At 66.2% G+C, this 19,499-nt stretch carries 20 protein-coding genes; 8 read left to right on the top strand and 12 right to left on the bottom strand.

All coding sequences use genetic code 11. The features are described 5' to 3' along the window. Positions 1-107: 107 nt before the first annotated feature. Positions 108-461: a KGG domain-containing protein gene (locus AC3WOS_RS08880; protein ID WP_492715546.1), complete on the top strand. Its 354-nt coding sequence runs from the start codon at positions 108-110 to the stop codon at positions 459-461. A gap of 26 nt (positions 462-487) precedes the next feature. On the opposite strand, the gene AC3WOS_RS08875 is transcribed toward AC3WOS_RS08880, so the two are convergent. Continuing rightward, entirely contained in the window at positions 488-1,312 is an 825-nt protein-coding gene (locus tag AC3WOS_RS08875; protein ID WP_492715545.1) for an inositol monophosphatase family protein, read from the bottom strand. Between the two features lie 103 nt (positions 1,313-1,415). On the opposite strand from AC3WOS_RS08875, the gene AC3WOS_RS08870 reads away from it, so the two are divergent. Further along, entirely contained in the window at positions 1,416-2,219 is an 804-nt protein-coding gene (locus AC3WOS_RS08870) for a helix-turn-helix transcriptional regulator (RefSeq protein WP_492715544.1), read from the top strand. A gap of 8 nt (positions 2,220-2,227) precedes the next feature. Here the strand turns inward: AC3WOS_RS08870 and AC3WOS_RS08865 are convergent, their stop codons facing one another. From AC3WOS_RS08865 to modA, 4 genes are read right to left on the bottom strand one after another with little or no spacing between them, the layout of a single operon-like run. Then, the gene (locus AC3WOS_RS08865; protein ID WP_492715543.1) at positions 2,228-3,019 is read right to left on the bottom strand and encodes a TOBE domain-containing protein; all 792 of its coding nucleotides are present in this window, start codon (positions 3,017-3,019) and stop codon (positions 2,228-2,230) included. Between the two features lie 37 nt (positions 3,020-3,056). Beyond that, positions 3,057-3,776 carry an ABC transporter ATP-binding protein gene (locus tag AC3WOS_RS08860; RefSeq protein WP_492715542.1) on the bottom strand — a complete coding sequence of 240 codons (720 nt, stop codon included), beginning with the start codon at positions 3,774-3,776 and terminating at the stop codon, positions 3,057-3,059. Positions 3,777-3,781: 5 nt separating this feature from the next. Next, entirely contained in the window at positions 3,782-4,456 is a 675-nt protein-coding gene (gene modB / locus AC3WOS_RS08855; protein ID WP_492715634.1) for a molybdate ABC transporter permease subunit, read from the bottom strand. A gap of 15 nt (positions 4,457-4,471) precedes the next feature. After that, positions 4,472-5,230 (bottom strand): molybdate ABC transporter substrate-binding protein, encoded by a 759-nt coding sequence (gene modA, locus AC3WOS_RS08850; protein ID WP_492715541.1) that lies wholly within the window; start codon positions 5,228-5,230, stop codon positions 4,472-4,474. Between the two features lie 162 nt (positions 5,231-5,392). Here modA and AC3WOS_RS08845 point away from each other — a divergent pair, with 162 nt between their 5' ends. Genes AC3WOS_RS08845 through cydX form a run of 5 tightly spaced genes read left to right on the top strand, consistent with a single transcriptional unit; the run spans position 5,393 to position 9,130 of the window. Next, the gene (locus AC3WOS_RS08845) at positions 5,393-6,019 is read left to right on the top strand and encodes a GbsR/MarR family transcriptional regulator (RefSeq protein WP_492715633.1); all 627 of its coding nucleotides are present in this window, start codon (positions 5,393-5,395) and stop codon (positions 6,017-6,019) included. Further along, positions 6,016-6,255: a cytochrome oxidase putative small subunit CydP gene (gene cydP, locus AC3WOS_RS08840; RefSeq protein ID WP_492715540.1), complete on the top strand. Its 240-nt coding sequence runs from the start codon at positions 6,016-6,018 to the stop codon at positions 6,253-6,255. The genes AC3WOS_RS08845 and cydP overlap by 4 nt, the downstream gene beginning before the upstream one ends. Beyond that, positions 6,239-7,810 (top strand): cytochrome ubiquinol oxidase subunit I, encoded by a 1,572-nt coding sequence (locus tag AC3WOS_RS08835; RefSeq protein ID WP_492715538.1) that lies wholly within the window; start codon positions 6,239-6,241, stop codon positions 7,808-7,810. Before cydP ends, AC3WOS_RS08835 begins: the two co-directional genes overlap by 17 nt. A 9-nt stretch (positions 7,811-7,819) precedes the next feature. Beyond that, entirely contained in the window at positions 7,820-8,962 is a 1,143-nt protein-coding gene (gene cydB / locus AC3WOS_RS08830; protein ID WP_492715537.1) for a cytochrome d ubiquinol oxidase subunit II, read from the top strand. 12 nt (positions 8,963-8,974) lie between these two features. Next, positions 8,975-9,130: a cytochrome bd-I oxidase subunit CydX gene (cydX, locus tag AC3WOS_RS08825; protein WP_492715536.1), complete on the top strand. Its 156-nt coding sequence runs from the start codon at positions 8,975-8,977 to the stop codon at positions 9,128-9,130. Here cydX and AC3WOS_RS08820 read toward each other — a convergent pair. After that, positions 9,122-9,979 (bottom strand): GIY-YIG nuclease family protein, encoded by an 858-nt coding sequence (locus AC3WOS_RS08820; protein ID WP_492715535.1) that lies wholly within the window; start codon positions 9,977-9,979, stop codon positions 9,122-9,124. The two genes, cydX and AC3WOS_RS08820, sit on opposite strands and share 9 nt — an antisense overlap. A gap of 182 nt (positions 9,980-10,161) precedes the next feature. On the opposite strand from AC3WOS_RS08820, the gene AC3WOS_RS08815 reads away from it, so the two are divergent. Beyond that, a complete protein-coding gene (locus tag AC3WOS_RS08815) occupies positions 10,162-10,671 on the top strand; it encodes a YgjP-like metallopeptidase domain-containing protein (protein ID WP_492715534.1) in 510 nt (169 codons plus the stop codon). Between the two features lie 12 nt (positions 10,672-10,683). Here the strand turns inward: AC3WOS_RS08815 and AC3WOS_RS08810 are convergent, their stop codons facing one another. From AC3WOS_RS08810 to AC3WOS_RS08785, 6 genes are all read right to left on the bottom strand, one after another. Next, complete coding sequence (locus AC3WOS_RS08810; protein ID WP_492715533.1) at positions 10,684-13,167, bottom strand: ATP-binding protein; 2,484 nt, start codon at positions 13,165-13,167, stop codon at positions 10,684-10,686. A gap of 31 nt (positions 13,168-13,198) precedes the next feature. Then, positions 13,199-15,760, bottom strand: coding sequence for an EAL domain-containing protein (locus AC3WOS_RS08805; RefSeq protein WP_492715532.1), 2,562 nt, complete (start codon positions 15,758-15,760; stop codon positions 13,199-13,201). A 250-nt stretch (positions 15,761-16,010) separates the two neighbouring features. After that, positions 16,011-16,565 carry an LOG family protein gene (locus tag AC3WOS_RS08800; protein WP_492715531.1) on the bottom strand — a complete coding sequence of 185 codons (555 nt, stop codon included), beginning with the start codon at positions 16,563-16,565 and terminating at the stop codon, positions 16,011-16,013. After that, complete coding sequence (locus tag AC3WOS_RS08795) at positions 16,566-17,339, bottom strand: hypothetical protein (RefSeq protein ID WP_492715530.1); 774 nt, start codon at positions 17,337-17,339, stop codon at positions 16,566-16,568. Positions 17,340-17,368: 29 nt separating this feature from the next. Next, complete coding sequence (locus AC3WOS_RS08790; RefSeq protein ID WP_492715529.1) at positions 17,369-18,034, bottom strand: TetR/AcrR family transcriptional regulator; 666 nt, start codon at positions 18,032-18,034, stop codon at positions 17,369-17,371. A gap of 52 nt (positions 18,035-18,086) precedes the next feature. Then, on the bottom strand, positions 18,087-19,355 hold the full coding sequence (locus AC3WOS_RS08785; RefSeq protein WP_492715528.1) for a patatin-like phospholipase family protein: 1,269 nt from the start codon (positions 19,353-19,355) through the stop codon (positions 18,087-18,089). Positions 19,356-19,499: the final 144 nt, after the last annotated feature.

The following is a 19,499-nucleotide window of genomic DNA, read 5'->3' as shown; positions in this document are numbered from 1 at the left end:
CGCCCCGTCTCTAAACACGCAGAGCGGCCCGAACGTGGCGGTTCGCCGCCGGCACGGCGCGGTGCTCTGCAACCAACAGACTTTTTCCAATAACTAAGGAGGTCGATATGGCCAGCAATCCAAGCAGCGATCAGGGCAAGGGCAGCACTCAGAAAGGCACGGCCAAGCGTGGCTTTGCCGCCATGAGCGAGGCGCAGCAGCGCGAAATTGCCAGCAAGGGCGGCCAGGCCGCCCACCAGAAAGGCACGGCGCACGAATTCGATTCCGAGGAAGCGCGCCGGGCCGGCCAGAAAGGGGGGGAAGCCGTCAGCCGCAACCGCGAACACATGGCGGAAATCGGCCGCAAGGGCGGCGAAAGCCGGCAGTCGGCCGCCCGCCAGAACGACAAGGCACGGGCCGCCACCTCGGAACAACAGGCCAAGGGCGGCACCCGGCAAGGCGACAAGGCGGACGAAAGCTAGTGGACTAAAGCAGCGGCGGCAGCCTGTTACGTCGCCAGCACTTCCTGCAGGCGCAGCAGCATGGAGGCATGGACGCGCGGCGGCGCGGCCGCGATGTCGGCCGACAGCAGCCGATACGGTGCGCCATCGACCTGGCTCACCGTACCGCCCGCCTCGCGCACCAGCAACGCCGGACCCATGCAGTTGAAGCCGTCCTCGCCGAACTCCCAGAAGGCGTCGAGACGGCCGCAAGCCACATAGGCCAGCTGCAGTGACGTGGGGCCGAGATTGCGCACGGCCACCACGTCGGGCAGCATGGCGCTCAAGGCGCGGCCGGCCCGCTCCACGGCCCGCGGCTGCTTGACGGCAAACGGCGGCTGGCTGGTGGCCACGAAGCCGTTGTAATGGCTTTCGCGGTCGTTCACCCGCACCGGCTTGCCGTTGCACCAGGCGCCGCCGCCCCACACGGCATGGAACATCTCGTCGTGGGCCGCATCGAACACGGCCACGAACACGGGCACGCCTTCGCGCACCAGCGTCAGCGACATGGCCCAGTTCGGCATGGCGCGCAGAAACTGCGCCGCGCCATCGATCGCATCGCATATCCAGAATTCGCCCCGCGCCAGCATGGCCGCGGCTTCCTCGTCGTCGCTGTCGGCGCCGTCGAACTCGCCCTCCATCCAGCCGATGCGCGGGTAGAGCTCGGCCAGCCCGCAGCGCAGCGCGGCCGACGCCTGGCCGTCAATGCGGTGGAAGGCGGCAAACATTTCGTCCAGTTCCACCACCGGTTCCAGCTGCCAGAAAGTGTCACACAAGGATGCGCCCACGGTCCGCAACAGCGCCAGTACTTCTTCGGTATCGATTGCAGTCATGTTAAATCCTTGCTATAAATGAAAGTCCTAGCATGCCAGCAGTGCCGTCGTCCGGCTAACTGGCGCCAGACAAGAGATAACGCGATCGGGCCACAATATGCATTTGCACCCTCCTCCTTTCGAAGAACGCCGGCTGTCGGCCGGCTACCCCATGCTGCTCATGCCGCAGCACGCCGATCTGTCCGGGACAGACAGCGGCAAACACGTCCATCGCCACCCGGAAGGCCAGATGTATATCGCCCTGCAGGGATTGATCGTGCTGGAAGCGGGCGGCAACCGTACCGTGCTGCCGCCGGGCCGGCTGGGCTGGGTGCCGCCGCAGATGGCCCATGGCGCCCATGTCCACGGCAGCAAACTGCGTCCCGGCCTGGCCGGCTACACGCTGCACCTGGCGCCGTCGCTGTGCGACGCTTTGCCGGCCCAGCCCCAGGTGTTGCGCATGTCGCCGCTGGCCACGGCCCTGCTCGACCGCATGCGGGCCTGGCCGGAAGGTACGCCGGGCGATGCGGCCGAGCACCGCCTGATGATGGTATTCCTTGATGAAATGGGCCGCGCCGAACCCGATCCGCTGCGCCTGATCATGCCGCGCCATCCGCGCCTGCTGGCCATGGCCACCAGCATCGCGGAAAATCCGGCCGACGAAACCGACCTGGACGGCTGGGCGGAACGCATAGGCCTGTCGCGGCGCAGCGTGACGCGCCACTTCCGCAATGAAACGGGGATGTCGCTGGTGGAATGGCGCCAGATCGCGCGGCTGCAGAAAGGCATGGAATTGCTGACGGCGGGCGAGTCCGTGACGACGGTGGCCATGAACCTGGGCTATGACAGCGTGAGCAGTTTTATCGCCCTGTTCCGCCGCATCCTGGGCACCACGCCGGCCAAGTTCCTGCCGTGGGGCCAGGTCTAGCGATGGCGTCAGCCGGCCGTACCCAGGATGACGCTGGAGGCCTTGAAGATGGCCGTGGCCGGCGCACCCACGGCCAGGCCCAGCTGCTCGGCGCTGTCGCGCGTGATGATGGCGGCGATGGTGCCGCCGCCCGGCAGCGTAATGCTCACTTCCGTATTGACGGCGCCCGGCTGCAAGCGCGCCACCGTGCCGGCCAGCTGGTTGCGGGCCGAGAAGCGCGCGCCGGCCGCATCGGTGACAACGATGACGGACGACGCCTTGACCAGCGCGAACGCGGCCGCGCCCACCTGCAAGCCCAGGCTGTCGCAACTGTCGCGCGTGATGGTGGCCACGATGTGCTGGCCACCCATGATTTCCAGCACCACCTCGTCGTTGACGGCGCCCTGCTGCAAGGCCGTGACGGTGCCGCTGAACTGGTTGCGTGCGCTGGTTTGCATCTGCATCTTCCGTATCAATAAAAAATCGTCGGCCAGGCCGTGGGACTGGCTGCTCAGGTGGGCGATGAACCTGTCGTGCTCGGCGGCGATCTGGCGAAAGTTGGCCACCAGCTGCGCGCCGCGCGCCGTCAGCCGCGTGCCGCCGCCGCCCTTGCCGCCGGCCACGCGCTCGACCAGCGTGGCGCCGGCCAGGTTGTTCATGGCGTCGATGGCGTCCCAGGCGCCCTTGTAGCTCATCTTGACGGCCTTGGCCGCACCCGTGATGGAGCCCGTCTCGGCAATGGCGGCCAGCAGCGCCACCCGGTCCGGGCCGCCCAGCTTTTCGCCGCCCACCGTCATCCACACATTGCCTTGCAGTGCCATAGTCGGCGCCGCGCCTTGCTCCCCGGCGGGTGCAGGCTCAGCCTGCCGTTTGTCGTGTTCCATCGTTCGTCTCCGGGAATTCAAAAGCCTGCACCGGCGCGATCCGGCCGTCTTCCATGCGCAGGATGTGTTCGCCAAAGGCGCGCGCATCGTCGGGATCGTGGGTGATCAATATCATGGGAATGGCCAGGCGGCGCTGCAAGGCGTCGAGCTCGGCGCGCATGCGCGCGCGCAGGCTGGGGTCGATGGCCGCGAACGGCTCGTCCAGTAGCAACGCCTGCGGATCGGCCACAAGCGCCCGCGCCAGCGCCACCCGCTGCCGCTGGCCGCCGGACAGTTCATGCGGGAACTGGTGCGCCACGTGTTCCAGTTCGAACGCCTGCAGCCAGTAGCGCACGGCCGCGCTGTCGGCCCGCGCGCGCGGATTGAACCAGCCGCGCGCCAGGCCGAAGCCGATGTTCTGCCGCACGTTCAGATGGGGGAACAGCGCATAGTCCTGGAACAGATAGCCCACCTGGCGCTGCTGCGGCGCCAGGTCCACGCCGCCGCTGCGGTCGAACAGGCAGCGGCCGTCGAGCGCGATGCGGCCCGCGTCCGGCGTCATCAAGCCGGCCACGGCTTTCATCAGCTGGCTCTTGCCGGCGCCGGACGGGCCGTAGATGACGATGCGCTGGCTGTCGGACACGAACTGCGCGGCCAGCGTAAAGGTGCGGGGGCCTGCGCGCAGGGTTTTCCGGATATCGACCTGGATCTGCATGACGGTCAACCGTTCACGAGACGCTTGGGCGTCAGCTTGCTGGCCAGCACCAGCACCACGATGCAGGTGACGGAAGTGACCAGCACCAGCATGTTGGCGCTGTCGTCCTGCCCCGCCTGCACGGCTTCATACACGGCGATGGACAGGGTCTGGGTCTTGCCGGGGATGCTGCCGGCCACCATCAGCGTGGCGCCGAACTCGCCCATGGAGCGGGCGAAAGCCAGCAAGGTGCCGGCCAGCACGCCGCGCCAGGCCAGCGGCATGGTCACGCGCAGGAACACGCCGAACGGCGACACGCCCAGCACGTGGGCCGCTTGCTCGAGCTGGCGGTCCACCGTTTCGAACGCGGAACGGGCCGCCTTGAGCACGAGGGGAAGCGCCACCACGGCGGCGGCGATCACGGCCGCCTGCCAGGTAAAAATCAGATTGATGCCGAAGCTGCGCTGCAGCCAGCCGCCCAGCCAGCCGTGGCGGCCGATCAGCACCAGCAGGTAGTAGCCCAGCACGGTGGGCGGCAGCACCATGGGCAAGGTCAGGATGGCGTCCAGCAGCTCGCGGCCGGGAAAGCGGCAACGCGCCAGCAGGTAGCCCAGCGCCAGGCCCAGCAGCAAATCGATGGCCGTGGCCCAGCCGGCCACCTTGAGCGACAGGGCGAGGGCGATCCAGGCCGGGCTATCCATCATGGCGGGCCGCGCTCAGGGACGGCCGAAGCCGTACTTGGCCAGGATGGCCTGGCCGGCCGGGGCCAGCACGAAGGCGACGAAACGGTGCCCCGCCGCCTGCTGCGCACTGCCGGCGGTGATGGCGATCGGGTAGCTGACCGGCGTTTCCGTGGGCACGGTGGCCACCACCTTGACCTTATCCTTTTGCACGGCCACATCGGTAGCGTAGACAAAGCCGGCGTCGGCCTCGCCACGCGCCACGTAGTCCAGGCTCTGGCGCACCGAGGTGGCGTAGATGGCTTTCGGTTCCACGGCCGCCCACAGCCGCGCCTGCTCCAGCGCATGCCGGGCATAGCGACCGATGGGCACGCTGGCCGGGTTGCCCAAGGTGACGCGCTTGACGGCCGCCTGCGGCAAGTCGCCCAGGCCCTTGATGTCCGGCCCGCCGGTGGCCGGCACGATCAGCACCACGCGGTTGCCGGCGAAATTGCTGCGGCTGCCCAGCTGCAGCAGCTTCTGGGCCTCGGCCTTGTCCATCGCTTCCTGGTCGGCCGAGGCGAACACGTCCACCGGCGCGCCCTTGGCGATCTGCTGCACCAGCGCATCGGAGCCGCCGAAATTGAGCTGCACCTTGTCGCCCACGTGGGCTTGCTCGTAGGCCTGGGCCATATCCTTGAAGGCATTGGTCAGGCTGGCCGCGGCCGACACCGTGATCTCGGCCGCGCCGGCCGTTCCCGCCGCCGCGCCCAACGACAGCACCAACAGCGCCGCACCCACACTGGCAATCCGCATCGTTCACTCCCTTTCCAAGATGGCAAGAAACGCAATATACGGAATTATATAGCGCAACGATTTTTCCCGCTCTACATCGAAATAGCTAGGCGCGATACGCATTTTTCGTAAACCTTCTATAATTTCAGGAATTACTGAAAATTCAAAAGGACGCGTATCATGATGAATCTCACCCCGCTGGCGCAACGCTTCATCCTGCACTTTGGCGAGATGGGCAGCCGCTGGGGCATCAACCGCACGGTGGGCCAGATCTACGCCCTGCTCTACGTGAGCGCCCGGCCCCTCAATGCCGACGAGATCGCCGAGGCGCTGTCGTTCTCGCGCTCCAATGTATCGATGGGGCTGAAGGAACTGCAATCGTGGCGGCTGGTCAAATTGCTGCACCAGCCGAACGACCGGCGCGAATACTTCGAGCCGCCCAAGGATATCTGGGACATCTTCAAGGCCTTGCTGGAAGAGCGCCGCCGGCGCGAAGTGGAGCCCACCCTGTCCATGCTGCGCGACGCCCTGCTGGAAACGCCAGCCAACGACGCCGACCGCGTGGCCCAGCAACGCATGCGCGAAATGTACGACCTGATTGAATTGTCCAGCGCCTGGTTCGACGACGTGCAGCGCCTGTCGCCGGAAACCCTGGCCTCGCTGATGAAGATGGGTTCCACCGTCAAGAAGCTGCTGGACGTGGGCGAAACCGTGCGCGACAAGTTCCGCTTCGGCCGCGCCGATACGGCCCCGGCCGGCGACGACGGCGCTACAGTGCCGGCCGCTGCCGGCGCAAAGGACGGCCAGTGAACACACCACCGCCCCCTGCCCGGCGGCGCGGCATGCCGCTGGCGCTCGCCATCGGCCTGGCCCTGCTGCTGAAGGGGGCGCTGCTGTTCTGGCTGTGGCACGCCTTCTTTTCCCATCCGCAAGCCCAACACATGCGGATGCCCACGGTGCAAGTCCAGCAGCACCTGCTGGCCGGCGCCCCGGCATCCATCCCCGCCTCCCCAACTCCAGAGATGAAAAATGACTCCGCTCGATGATGTCGTCAGCCTGTCGCGCCTGCAGTTCGCCGCCACGGCCATGTACCACTTCCTGTTCGTTCCCCTCACGCTGGGCCTGTCCTGGCTGCTGGTGATCATGGAATCCGTCTACGTCATGACGGGCAAGGAAATCTACAAGGACATGACCCGCTTCTGGGGCAAGCTGTTCGGCATTAACTTCGCCATGGGCGTGACCACCGGCATCACGCTGGAATTCCAGTTCGGCACCAACTGGGCCTATTACTCGCACTACGTGGGCGACATCTTCGGTACCCCGCTGGCCATCGAAGGCATGATGGCCTTCTTCCTGGAATCGACCTTCGTCGGCCTGTTCTTCTTCGGCTGGAGCAAGCTGAGCAAGGTGCAGCACCTGGGCGTGACCTTCCTGGTCGCGTTCGGCTCCAGCCTGTCGGCCCTGTGGATACTGATCGCCAACGGCTGGATGAACCATCCGGTGGGCGCCGAGTTCAATTACGAGACTATGCGCATGGAACTGGTCAGCATCGTCGACGTCATCTTCAATCCCGTGGCGCAGGTCAAGTTCGTGCACACGGTGGCGGCCGGCTATGTGACGGCCTCCATGTTCGTGCTGGGCATTTCCGCCTTCTACCTGCTCAAGGCGCGCGACATCCCGTTCGCACTGCGCTCGTTCGCCATTGCGGCCGGCTTCGGGCTGGCGTCCACCTTGTCCGTCATCGTGCTGGGCGACGAATCGGGCTACACGGCCGGCGAAGTAAACAAGGTCAAGCTGGCCGCCATCGAAGCGGAATGGAACACGGAGCCGGCCCCGGCCGGCATCACCGTCGTCGGCCTGCCCAACGACGCGGCCGAGCGCACGGACTACGCCGTCAAGATTCCGTATGTGCTGGGCCTGATCGCCACCCGTTCGGCCGACAAGCCAGTGATTGGCATCAAGGAACTCAAGCAGCAGCACGCGGTGCGCATCCGCAACGGCATGCGGGCCTATGCGGCCCTGACCCGGCTCAAGGGCGGCGACACCTCGCCCGCCGCCCGCGCCGCCTTCGACGCCGTCAAGGCCGACCTGGGCTACGGCCTGCTGCTCAAGAAATACACGCCCAACGTGATAGACGCCACAGAGGATCAGATCAAGCTGGCCGTCAACGACACCATCCCCAAGGTGGCCCCGCTGTTCTGGTCGTTCCGCGCCATGGTGGGGCTGGGCCTGCTGTTCCTGTTCATCTTCAGCTGTTCGTTCTACTTCCTGATCCGCAAGCGGCTGGCGGCCCAGCGCTGGTTGCTGCGGCTGGCCGTGTGCGCCATCCCCCTGCCCTGGCTGGCCGCCGAGCTGGGCTGGGTGGTGGCCGAGTACGGCCGCCAGCCGTGGACCATCGCCGGCATCTTGCCCACCCACCTGTCCGCCTCCACGCTGCAGGCGGGCAGCCTGTACTTCAGCCTGGCCGGCTTCATCGGCTTCTACACGCTGTTGCTGGTGATCGAGATGGGCTTGATGATCAAGTTCGCCCGGCTGGGGCCGAGCAGCCTGCACACGGGCCAGTACCACTGGGAACGCACCGATCGCGCGCCCGCACACTAAGGAGCGACCATGTTATTCGATTATGCAACCTACAAAATCATCTGGTGGTGCTTCGTCGGCGTGCTGCTGCTGGGCTTCGCGCTGACGGACGGCTTCGACTTCGGGGTCGGCATGGCGCTGCCCTTCCTGGGGCGCAACGACGGCGAGCGGCGCGTCATCATCAACACCATCGGCCCCACGTGGGAAGGCAACCAGACCTGGTTCATCGCCGCCGGCGGTACCGTGTTCGCCGCCTGGCCCCTGGTGTATGCGGCCGCCTTCTCCGGCTTCTACATCGCGCTCATGCTGTGTCTGTTCGCACTGTTCTTCCGGCCCGTGGGTTTCGACTACCGCAGCAAGCTGGCCGACCCGCGCTGGCGCAACGCGTGGGACTGGGGCCTGTTCACGGGCGGACTGGTGCCGCCGCTGATCTTCGGCGTGGCCTTCGGCAACCTGCTGCAGGGCGTGCCATTCCAGTACGACAGCACCATGCGCATGGAATACACGGGCAACTTCTTCCAGCTGCTCAACCCGTTCGGCCTGCTGGCCGGCGTGCTCAGCGTGGCCATGCTGGCCATGCACGGCGCCACCTTTTTGCAGCAAAAGACGGATGGCGTCATCGCGCGCCGCGCCCGTGTGCTGGCCATCGGTGCCGCCGCCGTGACCATGGCGCTGTTCGCCGCGGGCGGGCTGTGGGTGGCCCACGGCATCGCCGGCTACCGCATCACGGCCATGCCGGACGCGAACACGGCCTTCATGCCAGTGGCCAAGACGGTGGTGCAAGCCACGGGCGCCTGGCTGGACAACTACAGCCGCTGGCCCGCAACACGCGCCTTGCCCATCGCCGGCTTCTGCGGCGCGGCGCTCGTCATCGTGCTGAGCCTGCGGCGCCACACGGTGGCGGCCTTCCTGGCCAGCGGCCTGACGGTGGCGTCCATCATCCTGACGGCGGGCGCGGCCATGTTCCCCTTCGTGCTGCCGTCGTCGCTGGCGCCGGGCAGCAGCCTGACGGCCTGGGACGCCGTCGCCAGCCACAAGAGCCTGGCCGTGATGTTCTGGGTGGTGGTCATCATGCTGCCCATCGTGGTCAGCTACACGGGCTGGGTCTACCGCGTGGTGCGCGGCAAGGTCACGCTGGAACACATCCGCGACAACGAACACACGGCATACTGAAAGGACGACACTATGTGGTATTTCACCTGGATATTGGGCTTGGGGCTGGCGCTGTCGGCCGCCATCATCAACGTCATGTGGCTGGAGGCCAATTACGCCTTCGGCCAGCGCGACGAGGATACGACGCGCGCCAGCTTCGAGGGCGCGCGCGAGCGCGAGCTAAGGTAGTTCCAGCGTCAGGCCGCCCTGCAGCAGTGGCCGGACGAGAACCTGGTAGACGTCGAAATCAAAGTGCGGCGGAGCCTTGGCACGGCGCCGCCCCTTGCCGCGCGGCCCGAGGTAGCACCAGTGGTCAACCACGTGCACCTGCCGCACGCCATCGGATTCCTCGACGATGCCGACCGCGCCCGCGAACGGCCATGGGGCAATGTGGAGCGGCTCCAGCGCGGCCCGTATCCGCTCCCCGTGCGCCTCCCGGCTCTCGGCGCCGATGCAGACACCGGCGCAGCGCCCCAGTTGGCGGGCAAAGCAGGGCCGGCCCCGTGCCACTTTTTCCAGCCCCAGCACGGCGCAGCACAGGCAGGCACGGTCGGCTACATTACGCAGCGTTTCCATGGCGCTGGAGCGGCCGCCAAACAGGCCGTACAAGCCTTCCGTACGGGCGAAATCGACTTCGCTGGAAAACACTACCTGGGGCAGGTTGCCTTCCATGCGCAGCGCGCACATCTCGCGCAAGCCGCGCAGTTTCTGGTTATAGGGCGGCTGCCACTGCTTGATCAGTTGCGACTCGCGCAACAGCGCCCCGAGCTCGCCGCCCGTGCACTCATAATCGACGCGGCAACTTTGCTGCAGCATGCGCCCTTCCTCGGCCGTGCGCAGATGGCTCAGCACGCGCTGGCGGATGTTGACGCTCTTGCCCACGTATAGGGCGTCGCCATCGGCGTCGCGAAAAATGTAGATGCCAGGCTGGGACGGCAGCGCGTCCAGGCTGGCGCGGTCGATGTGGTCGGGATAACTGAACGGCAAGGTGGCGTCGCCGTGGATCAGGAGGCCGAGGGAATTGACGTGGGTACGCATGAGTAACGAACTATCGGACTGGCGGACTATCGGACTGGACGGCTGGCGAACTGGCGGCTGTCGGTCTGCCGGCTTTTCACCCTTCGGGCAGCTCGGCAATGGTATCCCCTGATGATACGGCGTTTTCGGCCGCTATGGTATATTGCCGCCTCCCCTGCCCGGCTCCCCATTGCCTTTCTGTTATGTCCGCCCTCAAGTACCTCAGCGCCTATTCCGAACAAACCCAGCAACAGGTCTCGCAGCTGGTCGCGCAAAATCGCCTGGGCGAAGTGCTGCTCAAGCGCTACCCCAAGGCGCACGACGTACGCACCGACAAGGCCTTGTACCAGTACGTGCAGGACTTGAAGACGGAACATCTGCGCAACGCTGAACCGATCAACAAGGTGGAATACGACAGCAAGATCCACGTCATCAACCATGCGCTGGGCCTGCATACGGCCATTTCGCGCGTGCAGGGCGGCAAGCTGAAGGCCAAGCATGAAATCCGCGTGGCCACCGTGTTCAAGGAAGTGCCGCTGGAATTTCTGCGCATGATCGCCGTCCATGAACTGGCCCACGTGAAGGAAAAGCAGCACGACAAGGCCTTCTACAAGCTGTGCACCTACATGGAACCGAACTACCACCAGTACGAGTTCGACCTGCGGCTGTACCTGACCCAGCTCGACACGGCCGGCCAGCGGCTGTGGCCATAGCGCGCCGCGGCGTCAGCCGCCGCCAGGCTGCAGCGCCACCTGGGCCCTGATCCGCTCCAGCTGGGCCGGCAGGCGGCCGATCAGCGCCGCGGCCTGGGCCAGACTGCCGTCCTTGCCCATCCCTTCCAGCGCCTGCCCCAGCGCCGCCAGTTCGCCAGCGCCGGCGGCGCTGGCCGACGACTTGACCTTGTGGCCCAGCAAGCCGATGGCGGCCAGGTCCCGCCGTTCCAGCGCCACCTGCAACTCGGTCACCGATTGCTGCAACGATCCCACGAATACGTCCACATAGCGCGCCAGGCGTTCCGGATTATCGACGCACAGCCGGCTCAATACCGACAGGTCCAGCGCACAGGGGCCGCCATCGCAAGGCGGCTTGCCCGCCGCCTGCTGCCGCCGGCCCGCCACGTCCGAGGCGCAACCGGCCCACTTGCGCACCGCGCCGTACAGCAGCTCGAAGTCGACGGGCTTGCTGATGACGTCGTTCATGCCGGCCGCCAGATACTGCTCCCGCTCCTCCTGGCGCGCATTGGCGGTCAGGGCGACGACCGGCAACGCGCACAACGCCGGATCGGCCCGGATACGCCGCACCGCCTCCAGCCCGTCCATCTCCGGCATCTGTATGTCCATCAGCACGCAATCGACGGTCTGCCGGCCCAGTATGGCAAGCGCCTCGACGCCGTTGTCGGCGATCAGCACCGTCGCGCCGGCGTCGGCCAGCATGTCATGGGCCACCTGTTGGTTGAGCGGGTTGTCTTCCGTGAGCAGGATACGGATGCCGGCCAGGCAACGCTGGCTGGCCATGACCGGCGTCTGGCCGGTCTCGAGCGGCGCGCGGCCGAACGCGAACTCGATCGCGCACCAGAAGGTGCTGCCCCGTCCCGGTGAGCTGGTCACGCCGACCGTGCCGCCCATCAGCGTCACCAGGCGCTTGCAGATGCTCAGGCCCAGCCCCGTGCCGCCAAACTGGCGCGTGGTGCTGGAGTCGGCCTGCTGGAACGCCTGGAACAACTTGTCCTGTTCCGCGCGCGCGATGCCGCAGCCATGGTCCTCCACTTCAAACCGGATCAGGCTGCCGCTAGCGCCGACCATCGTTTCCGTCGCGCGGATCACGATCTCGCCACTGGACGAGAACTTGACGGCATTGTTGGCAAAATTGAGCAGGACCTGGGTCAGCCGCAAAGGATCGCCGCGCAGGTAGCGGGGCAAGGCCGGATCCAGCTCCAGCCGCACCCGCAAGCTCTTTTCCAGCGCCCGGAACAGCACCTGGTCCAGCACGTTCTGCAGCAGGCGCTGCAGGTCGAAGTCCGTCACTTCCAGGTCCAGCTTGCCGGCATCGATCTTGGAGAAGTCCAGGATATCGTTGATGATGCCCAGCAGATGCTTGCTCGACAGCTGGATCTTTTCCAGGTAGTCGCGCTGGCGCGGCTGCAGCTCCGTCTTCAGCGTCAGGTACACCATGCCGAGGATGGCGTTCATGGGGGTCCGGATCTCGTGGCTCATATTGGCCAGGAAATCGCCCTTGGCCCGGTTCGACGATTCGGCCGCGTCCCTGGCCTGTTCCAGCTCGCGGGTGCGGGCCGCCACCCGCTCCTCCAGGTGTTCGTTGGCGTGGCGCAGCGCGTTTTCGATCCGGCGCCGGTGCACCAGGTAGCCCGACAGCAGCAACGTCACCGCCAGCATGGGCACCAGGTAGGGCAGCGTGTCGCGCCAGGTCACCTGGCGCGCCTCGTAGATACCGAACCATTTATCGTAGATGGCGTCGTAAGTGCCATCCAGCTTGGCGATCGACATGCCTTCGTTGAGCGTGGCCAGCAAGTCCGCATCGCCCTTTTGCACGGCGAAACCGAACTTCTGCGCGAAGCCGGCTTTGATGGGCAAGGCCTTGACGTTGCCGATCTTCAGCTGTTGCAAGGTCTGCAGGCCCACCAGTTTGCTGATCAACACGGCGTCGTGCTGGCCCGACGCGAGCAGGCGGAAACAGTCGGCGGCCGTGTCGGCCACCACCAGTTGCCGCCAGCCCTGGGCCACGGCGTAGTCGTGCGCCAGGTCCGCCTTCAGCACGATGACGGCCTTGCGGGCCAGATCCGCCTCGGCCCCGATGCCCGACTCGCCCTGGCGCACGAAGATGGCGCCGGCCACCGTCACGTGGGGCACGGTGAAGTCGGCAAAGCGGCGGCGCTGGTCGGACTGGGCCAGGTTGATCAGCACGTCGATCTTGCCGGCGCGAAATTCGTCGAGGATCTGATTGAAGGTCCCCACCCGCAATTGATAGTGCAACTGGCGCTCCCGCGCCACGGCCCGCCACAGCTCGACCGTGAAGCCGCCGGCCGTGGCACTGCTGGTACCGGTGGAAAACGGGGGGAAGTCCTCCTCGCTGCCCACCACCAGCACCCGGCCACCTGGCGCCGGCGGGCCCGCCGGCACGGGCGGCGCCGCCTGGCCGGCCAGCGCCCACAGCAGGCCGGCCAACAGCATCCATCTCAAGTTTCGCGGCATGGGTTCCCTCCTCTCGAGTCACATCGCCGGACTAGCCCGGACCGGCGACCGGCACGGCGCCCCGGCCGCCACCATGCATCAGGCTGTGCATATCGAACGCTTCCCTTACCTGGGCCCGCAGCAGCTGGTCATCCCACGGCTTGGTGAGGAAGCGGTACACGGCGCCCTGGTTGATGGCGTCGATCACGGCGCTGAGTTCCGTGTAGCCGGACAGGATGATGCGTATCGTGTCCGGATACAGCTGCTTGACCTGTTGCAGGAAGGCGGTGCCGGCCATGGTGGGCATGCGCTGGTCGCTGACGATCACCTGCACGTCATGGGTGGCCAGCAACTCGAAGGCCGTGCGCGCGCACGTGGTCTGCAAGATGTGGTAGCCATCCCGGCGCAGCAGCCGCGTGAGCGCGCTCAGCACGTTCGGTTCGTCGTCCAGCAGCAGCAGCGTGCGCTCGCGCCGCAGTTCGCCCGGCACGGCCGGCAGAGCGCCGGGGGCGTGCAGCAAGGCCGTCAGTTGCGGCGCCGCCAGCGGCGCGCTGAAATAATAACCTTGCACCGCGTCGCAGCCCAGCCCGGCCAGGAACTGCAACTGGCCCGCCGTTTCCACCCCCTCGGCCACCGTCTTCATCTTGAGCGACTGCGCCATCAGGACGATGGTGCGCGCGAGCGAGGCGTCGTCGGCGTCGGTGGTGACGTTGCGCACGAAGCTGCGGTCGATCTTGAGCACGTCGATGGGGAAGCGCCTCAGGTAGGCCAGGCTGGAATAGCCGGTGCCGAAATCGTCCAGCGTCAGCAGCACGCCCAGCGCCTTGATGTCGCGCAGGGCCGCCAGCATCGCGTCGCTGTCGCTCATCAGGACGCTCTCGGTCAGCTCCAGTTCCAGCTGGTTGGCGGCCAGGCCCGCGTCGGCCAGCACCTTGAGCAGCAGGCGGGCCACATGTTGTCCGGCGAACTGGTGGGCCGACAGGTTGACGGCCATCGACAGGTGCTCGAAGCCCATCGCGTGCCAGGCGCTGGCCTGGGCGCACGCCGTGCGCAGCACCCATTCGCCGATCGGCACGATCAGCCGCGTTTCCTCGGCCAGCGGGATGAAACTGTCGGGTGACACCATGCCATAGCCGGGCCGGTGCCAGCGCACCAGCGCTTCCACGCCCATGATCCTGCCGCCGCGCAGGTCCACCTTGGGCTGGTAGTACAGCTCGAACTGATGCAGTTCGACGGCCTCGCGCAGCGCGTGCTCGAGCTCGACCCGCTGCTCGACCCGCTGGCTCATCTCCAGCGCGTAGAAGCGGTAGCCGTTGCGGCCGGCCTCCTTGGCCGCGTACATGGCCACATCCGCGTTCTTGAGCAAGGCCTCGCTGTCGCCGCCGTCGGCCGGCGCCACCCCGATGCCGACGCTGGCCGACACCCGCAGCACGTGTTGGCCCAGCAGGAACGGTTCGGCAAACGCGTCGACCAGCTTTTGCGCCATGGCGCGTACGTCGCGCACCCCGGCCAGCCCCGGCAGCACCAGCACGAATTCGTCGCCGCCCAGGCGCGCCACCGTGTCGCTGGCGCGCACCACCGCCTGCAGGCGCCGCGCCACGGCCTGCAGCAAGCGGTCGCCCATGGCGTGGCCGTAACTGTCGTTGACGTATTTAAACCCGTCCAGGTCCAGGCACATCAAGCTCAGCGCCTGGCCATTGCGCGCGGCCAGCGCCAGCCCCTGGGTCAGGCGGTCGTTGAGCAGGTGGCGGTTGGGCAGCTCGGTCAGGGCGTCGAAATTGGCCAGGTAGGCGATGCGCTGCTCGGCCTGGCGGCGCTGGGTGATGTCCTGCACGGTGCCGCTCATGGCCACGGCCAGGCCGCCGGCGCCGAACAGGATGTCAGCCTTGCTATGGACGATGCGCTCGCAGCCGTCCGGCGACAGCAGCCGGTGTTCCAGGTCGTACGGTTCCCGGTCGGCCAGCGCGGCCCGCACCGCCAGCGCCACGCGCTGGCGGTCGTCCGGATGCACCAGCGGCAGGAAGGCTTGATAACCGGGCACGGGAACGGCGGCGCGGCCGCCGCAGAGATGATACATTTCCTCCGACCAGACGACGCGCCCCGTATCAAGTTGCCATTCCCAACTGCCCACGGCGGACAATCGCTGGGCATGGGCCATCTGGGCGTCGCTCTTGGCCACCGATTGCAGCAGGCTGGCCGCTTTCAGGAGGAAACGCAGGCGGTGTTGCAGCAGCACCCAGTTGATGGGCTTGCTGATGAAATCGGTGGCGCCCGCCTCGTAAGCCTGGTTGACGGCGTCCACGTCCTCCAGCGCCGTCAGCACGACGATGGGGCACAGGGCGCCTTCGGGCAGCTGACGGGCGCGGCGGCATACCTCGAAGCCGTCCATGTCGGGCATCATCACGTCGAGCAGGATCAGGTCCGGCGCCAGTTCGGCGATGGCGGCCAAGCCCGCGGCGCCGTCCGGCGCCTCGCGCACGTGCAGGCCCAGTTTTTCCAGGTGGTCGCGCGCCAGCAGGCGGATGAAGGGATCGTCATCGATGACCAGGGCCCGCGCCTGCGGGCGATCGCGGCGGGTGCGATCGCTGATACTTCCAGTTGTGGCTATATCCATGTCTGCACGGCGCCCCCGGGGTCTGTGGACGCGCGCCGGGAACGGCGCTGCCGCCCGTACGATCCCACGATGACATCAGTCTACACGCGAATCCAGCCCAAGGGCAGCGCCAGACGGCGGCGAATTGACGGCGCGTTGCAAACTGTGGCGTGGCCGCCCTGGCAATGCGGGCGGCCACACGTGCGGCCGCGCCGATGGCGGTTCAGACGGCAATGCCGGCCGCCGCGCAGGCGGCCGCCCTGATGGCAGTTCAGGCGCCCGGCGCGCGCAGACGGCGCAGCAGCGCCTGGGGATCGGCCTCGACCAGCATCAGCGCCGCATGCTGCGGCCGGATGAAACCCTGGCCGCTGGCATGGCCGATGAAGCCCATCAGGCTATCGTAGAAGCCGTCCACGTTGAGCAGGCCGACGGGCTTGGCATGGATGCCCAGCTGCGACCAGGTCAGCATTTCGAACAATTCCTCCAGCGTGCCCATGCCGCCGGGCATGGCGATGAAGCCGTCGGCCAGCTGGGCCATCATGGCCTTGCGCTCGTGCATGTCCTTGACGATGAACTGGCGCGTCAGGCCCGTGTGGCCCACTTCCCGCTCCACCAGGGCGGTGGGGATCACGCCCGTCACTTCGCCGCCCAGGCGCAGCACTTCGTCGGCGATGATGCCCATCAGGCCCACGTTGCCGCCGCCGTACACCAGTGCGATGTTCTCTTCCACCAGGGCGCGACCCAGCGCGCGGGCCGCCTCCGCGTAGCGGGGGCTGGCGCCGGCGTTGGCGCCGCAGTACACACAGATCGCTTTCGTCACAGCCATTTAATCCTCAAGTTCTGCCTTCGCCGCTTCCACGTCCAGCCGCTCCATCGCATCGCGCGCGTCGCAGCCGGCCGCCGCTTCATACAGGCCGACGGCTTCGTCCATCTTCTTTTTGCCGTCGAGCATGACCAAGGCGTTAGCATACTCGATGCGGGCGATGGCCGAGTCGGGATTGAGTTCCAGCGCCTTCTTGAAGTGCTTGTAGCCCTCTTCCTTCTTCACGCCGTAGGTCAGGCCGCCTATCATGGCGCCCACCTTGTCGATGATCTCGCTGTGGTAGGTGCCCAGCGCGATGTGGGCGTCCGCATGCTTGGGGGCCAGCTTGAGCGTCATGTCCAGGCTGTGCTTGACCTTGGCGCCCACGCCCTGGGCCAGCGCCTTGACGACGGAGATGCCCTGGGCGTAGCGGCCCAGCGCGTAGGCGTGCCAGTAGTAGCCGGCCGCGTTGTCGGGCTGCTCCTGCTGCTGGCGCTCGCAGCGCTCGGCCACTTCTTCGTAGGTGGCGATCTTTTTCTTCTCGCTCTTTTCCAGGTAGGTGGCGTACATGCAGGTGGCCTTGTGCGCCACCGAGTAACCGTCCACCCCCACGTCCAGCCCCAATTTGGCGGCCCGCTCGAAATCGCCGGCATGGAAGGCGATCCACGCCTCGACCAGGCGCGCGTCTTTCGGGAACGGTTCCGCATCGCCCACGTGCAGGCGGGGCCAGGCCTTTTTCAGGCTGGCCGCCGTGTACACATAAGCATCGTCCGGATGCGGGAATTTACTCCATGCCATAGCGATCTCCGTAAAAGTAACTCAGATTGTTATTTCAATTTTTTCAAGTATTCTTCGGACAGCTTCTGGAACAGCACGCTCGTTTCGTCGCGCAGATAAGGGCCGATCTGCGACAGCACCTGGTAGCAGCCGCGCGCCAGCGCGTCGGCCATCGATTGCTGTTCCGTGTACTTGCGCGGATTGCGCACGTATTCATACGACAACCAATAGGTCGCCACCACCACCATATTGGTGGCCATGGCGTCGATGGCGACGTCGCTCGCTTCCAGCGATTTTTCGCTGCGCAGGTCTTCGCACAGCTGCTTGGCGACCTTGATCTTGTGCGCCAGGATCTGCTTGAAATGCAGTTCCAGCTTGCGGTTGCGCGACAGCAGGTCGTTCAGGTCGCGGTAAAAGAAGCGGTAACGCCAGATCAATTCGAACATCAGGTGCAGATACAGCCACACGTCCTCGATATTGGAGCGGCGGCCGTCGGGCACGGTCAGGATGCGTTCGATTTCCGCTTCAAACTGCACGAATATCGAATTGACGATGTCGTCCTTGTTGCGGAAATGGTAGTACAGGTTACCGGGCGAGATATTCATCTCTTCCGCAATCACGGTGGTCGTGATATTCGGCTCGCCAAATTCGTTAAATAAGCGCAGGGATAATTCCAGGATGCGTTCGCGGGTGCGGCGGGGAGCTTTTTGTAGCATAGCAGGCGATCTCTCTTTATTCTCCTGCAAGCATAACACCGAAGCTGCTATTTTAGAAACTGCCGTGCGTTGGAAGGCCATGGGCTACTTTTAAATACCGTTCAAGGTCGTTGAGGACATTGTCAAGCCGGGTCAGGGCCTTGCGGGCCGGTTTCTGGCTGACCAGGGTCAGGCTGGTGTCGCTCAACACGGACAGTTTGAGCCGCATGCCGTGCCGGGCCAGCCTGGGCGCCAGCTGTTCGCGCTGCTCCCACAGCATCATGCGGGTGTTCTGATAGGCTTGCTCGCACATCCGGCGCCGGTTGTTGTAACTGAAAATATTGGTGAAGAACAGCTCGGCGTCGTCCTCGCTGGGCTGGAACAGCACGATGTCGACCTCCGGATGGCTGATCTGGTAGCTGGCCAGGCCCGTCTCCAGGCGCGAGTGCAGGATGGAACGCAGCGTCTGCGACAGCACATCGAGCAGGCCGCCGTTGGCCAGCTTGCGGGCGCCGGCCTGGAAGCGGGCGTTGTAGGGCACGATGGGGTTGACGCACAGCAGCAGATCGACACCCTCCTCCAGCGCGATCGAGGCGTGCATGGTCTTGCGCAGGGCACCGTCGACGAAATGGTGGCCATCCACTTCCACCGGCGGGAACAGGCCGGGCACGGCCGAGCTGGCCTGCACGGCCACGGAAATGGGCGTGCTGTCCCAGCCGGGCGTGCCGAAGCGCACGGCCTTGCCCGTGTCGAGGTCGGTGGCGACGATGACCAGCTTGTGGGCCAGCTTGCGGAAATCGTTGCTGCGTCCGGCCTGGGAGAACGTGGCGGCCAGGAAGTCGCCGATGGCGTCGCCCGAGAAGAAGCCGGCCGGCAGCAATTCCTTCATGCGCTCGAACGACGAGGCCAGCGTGCCGCGGTGGCGCACGTAATGGAACAGGCCGCCGGCCAGCAAGCCCGGCGCGGCGCTCAGGCGCTTGCCGAACTCCTTCAGGGCCGGGCGCAGCAACGTTTCCGGCTTGAACAGGATGGCGCCGTCGACCGCCTCCACATCGCTTTCGATGAACAGCCGGCACATCTGGTGCGGCGTGACGCCATTGGCCAGCCCGGCGGCGATGATGCCGCCCGCGCTGACGCCCACGTAGATTTTCGCATCGTTCAAGTCCAGTCCCTCGACCGCCTCGGCCAGCGCGGCCAGGGCGCCGATCTCGTACACGGCGGCCAGCGGGCCACCGCCCGCCAATGCCAGCCCGATACGAGGTGGGGGCGGTGCGCTGCGGGATGCCCGGCGCGGTGCGGCACGGCGGGCGGACTTGCTGGGTGATGCGGCAATCTTGGGCATGGCAGTACTACGATTCTTCAGGTGTTACCGGCAATACGTGCAGGTGGCGCGTTTCCATGCCACAACAGTGAGGACGATACTGGACAAAAAAAAGGCCTGCGCACTGCACAAGCCCGGGTATTTCTACGTTCACGTTCCCCCCGG

Source organism: Rugamonas sp. FW305-51, from assembly GCF_058786935.1.
This window is presented reverse-complemented; position numbering and strand designations above follow the sequence as displayed.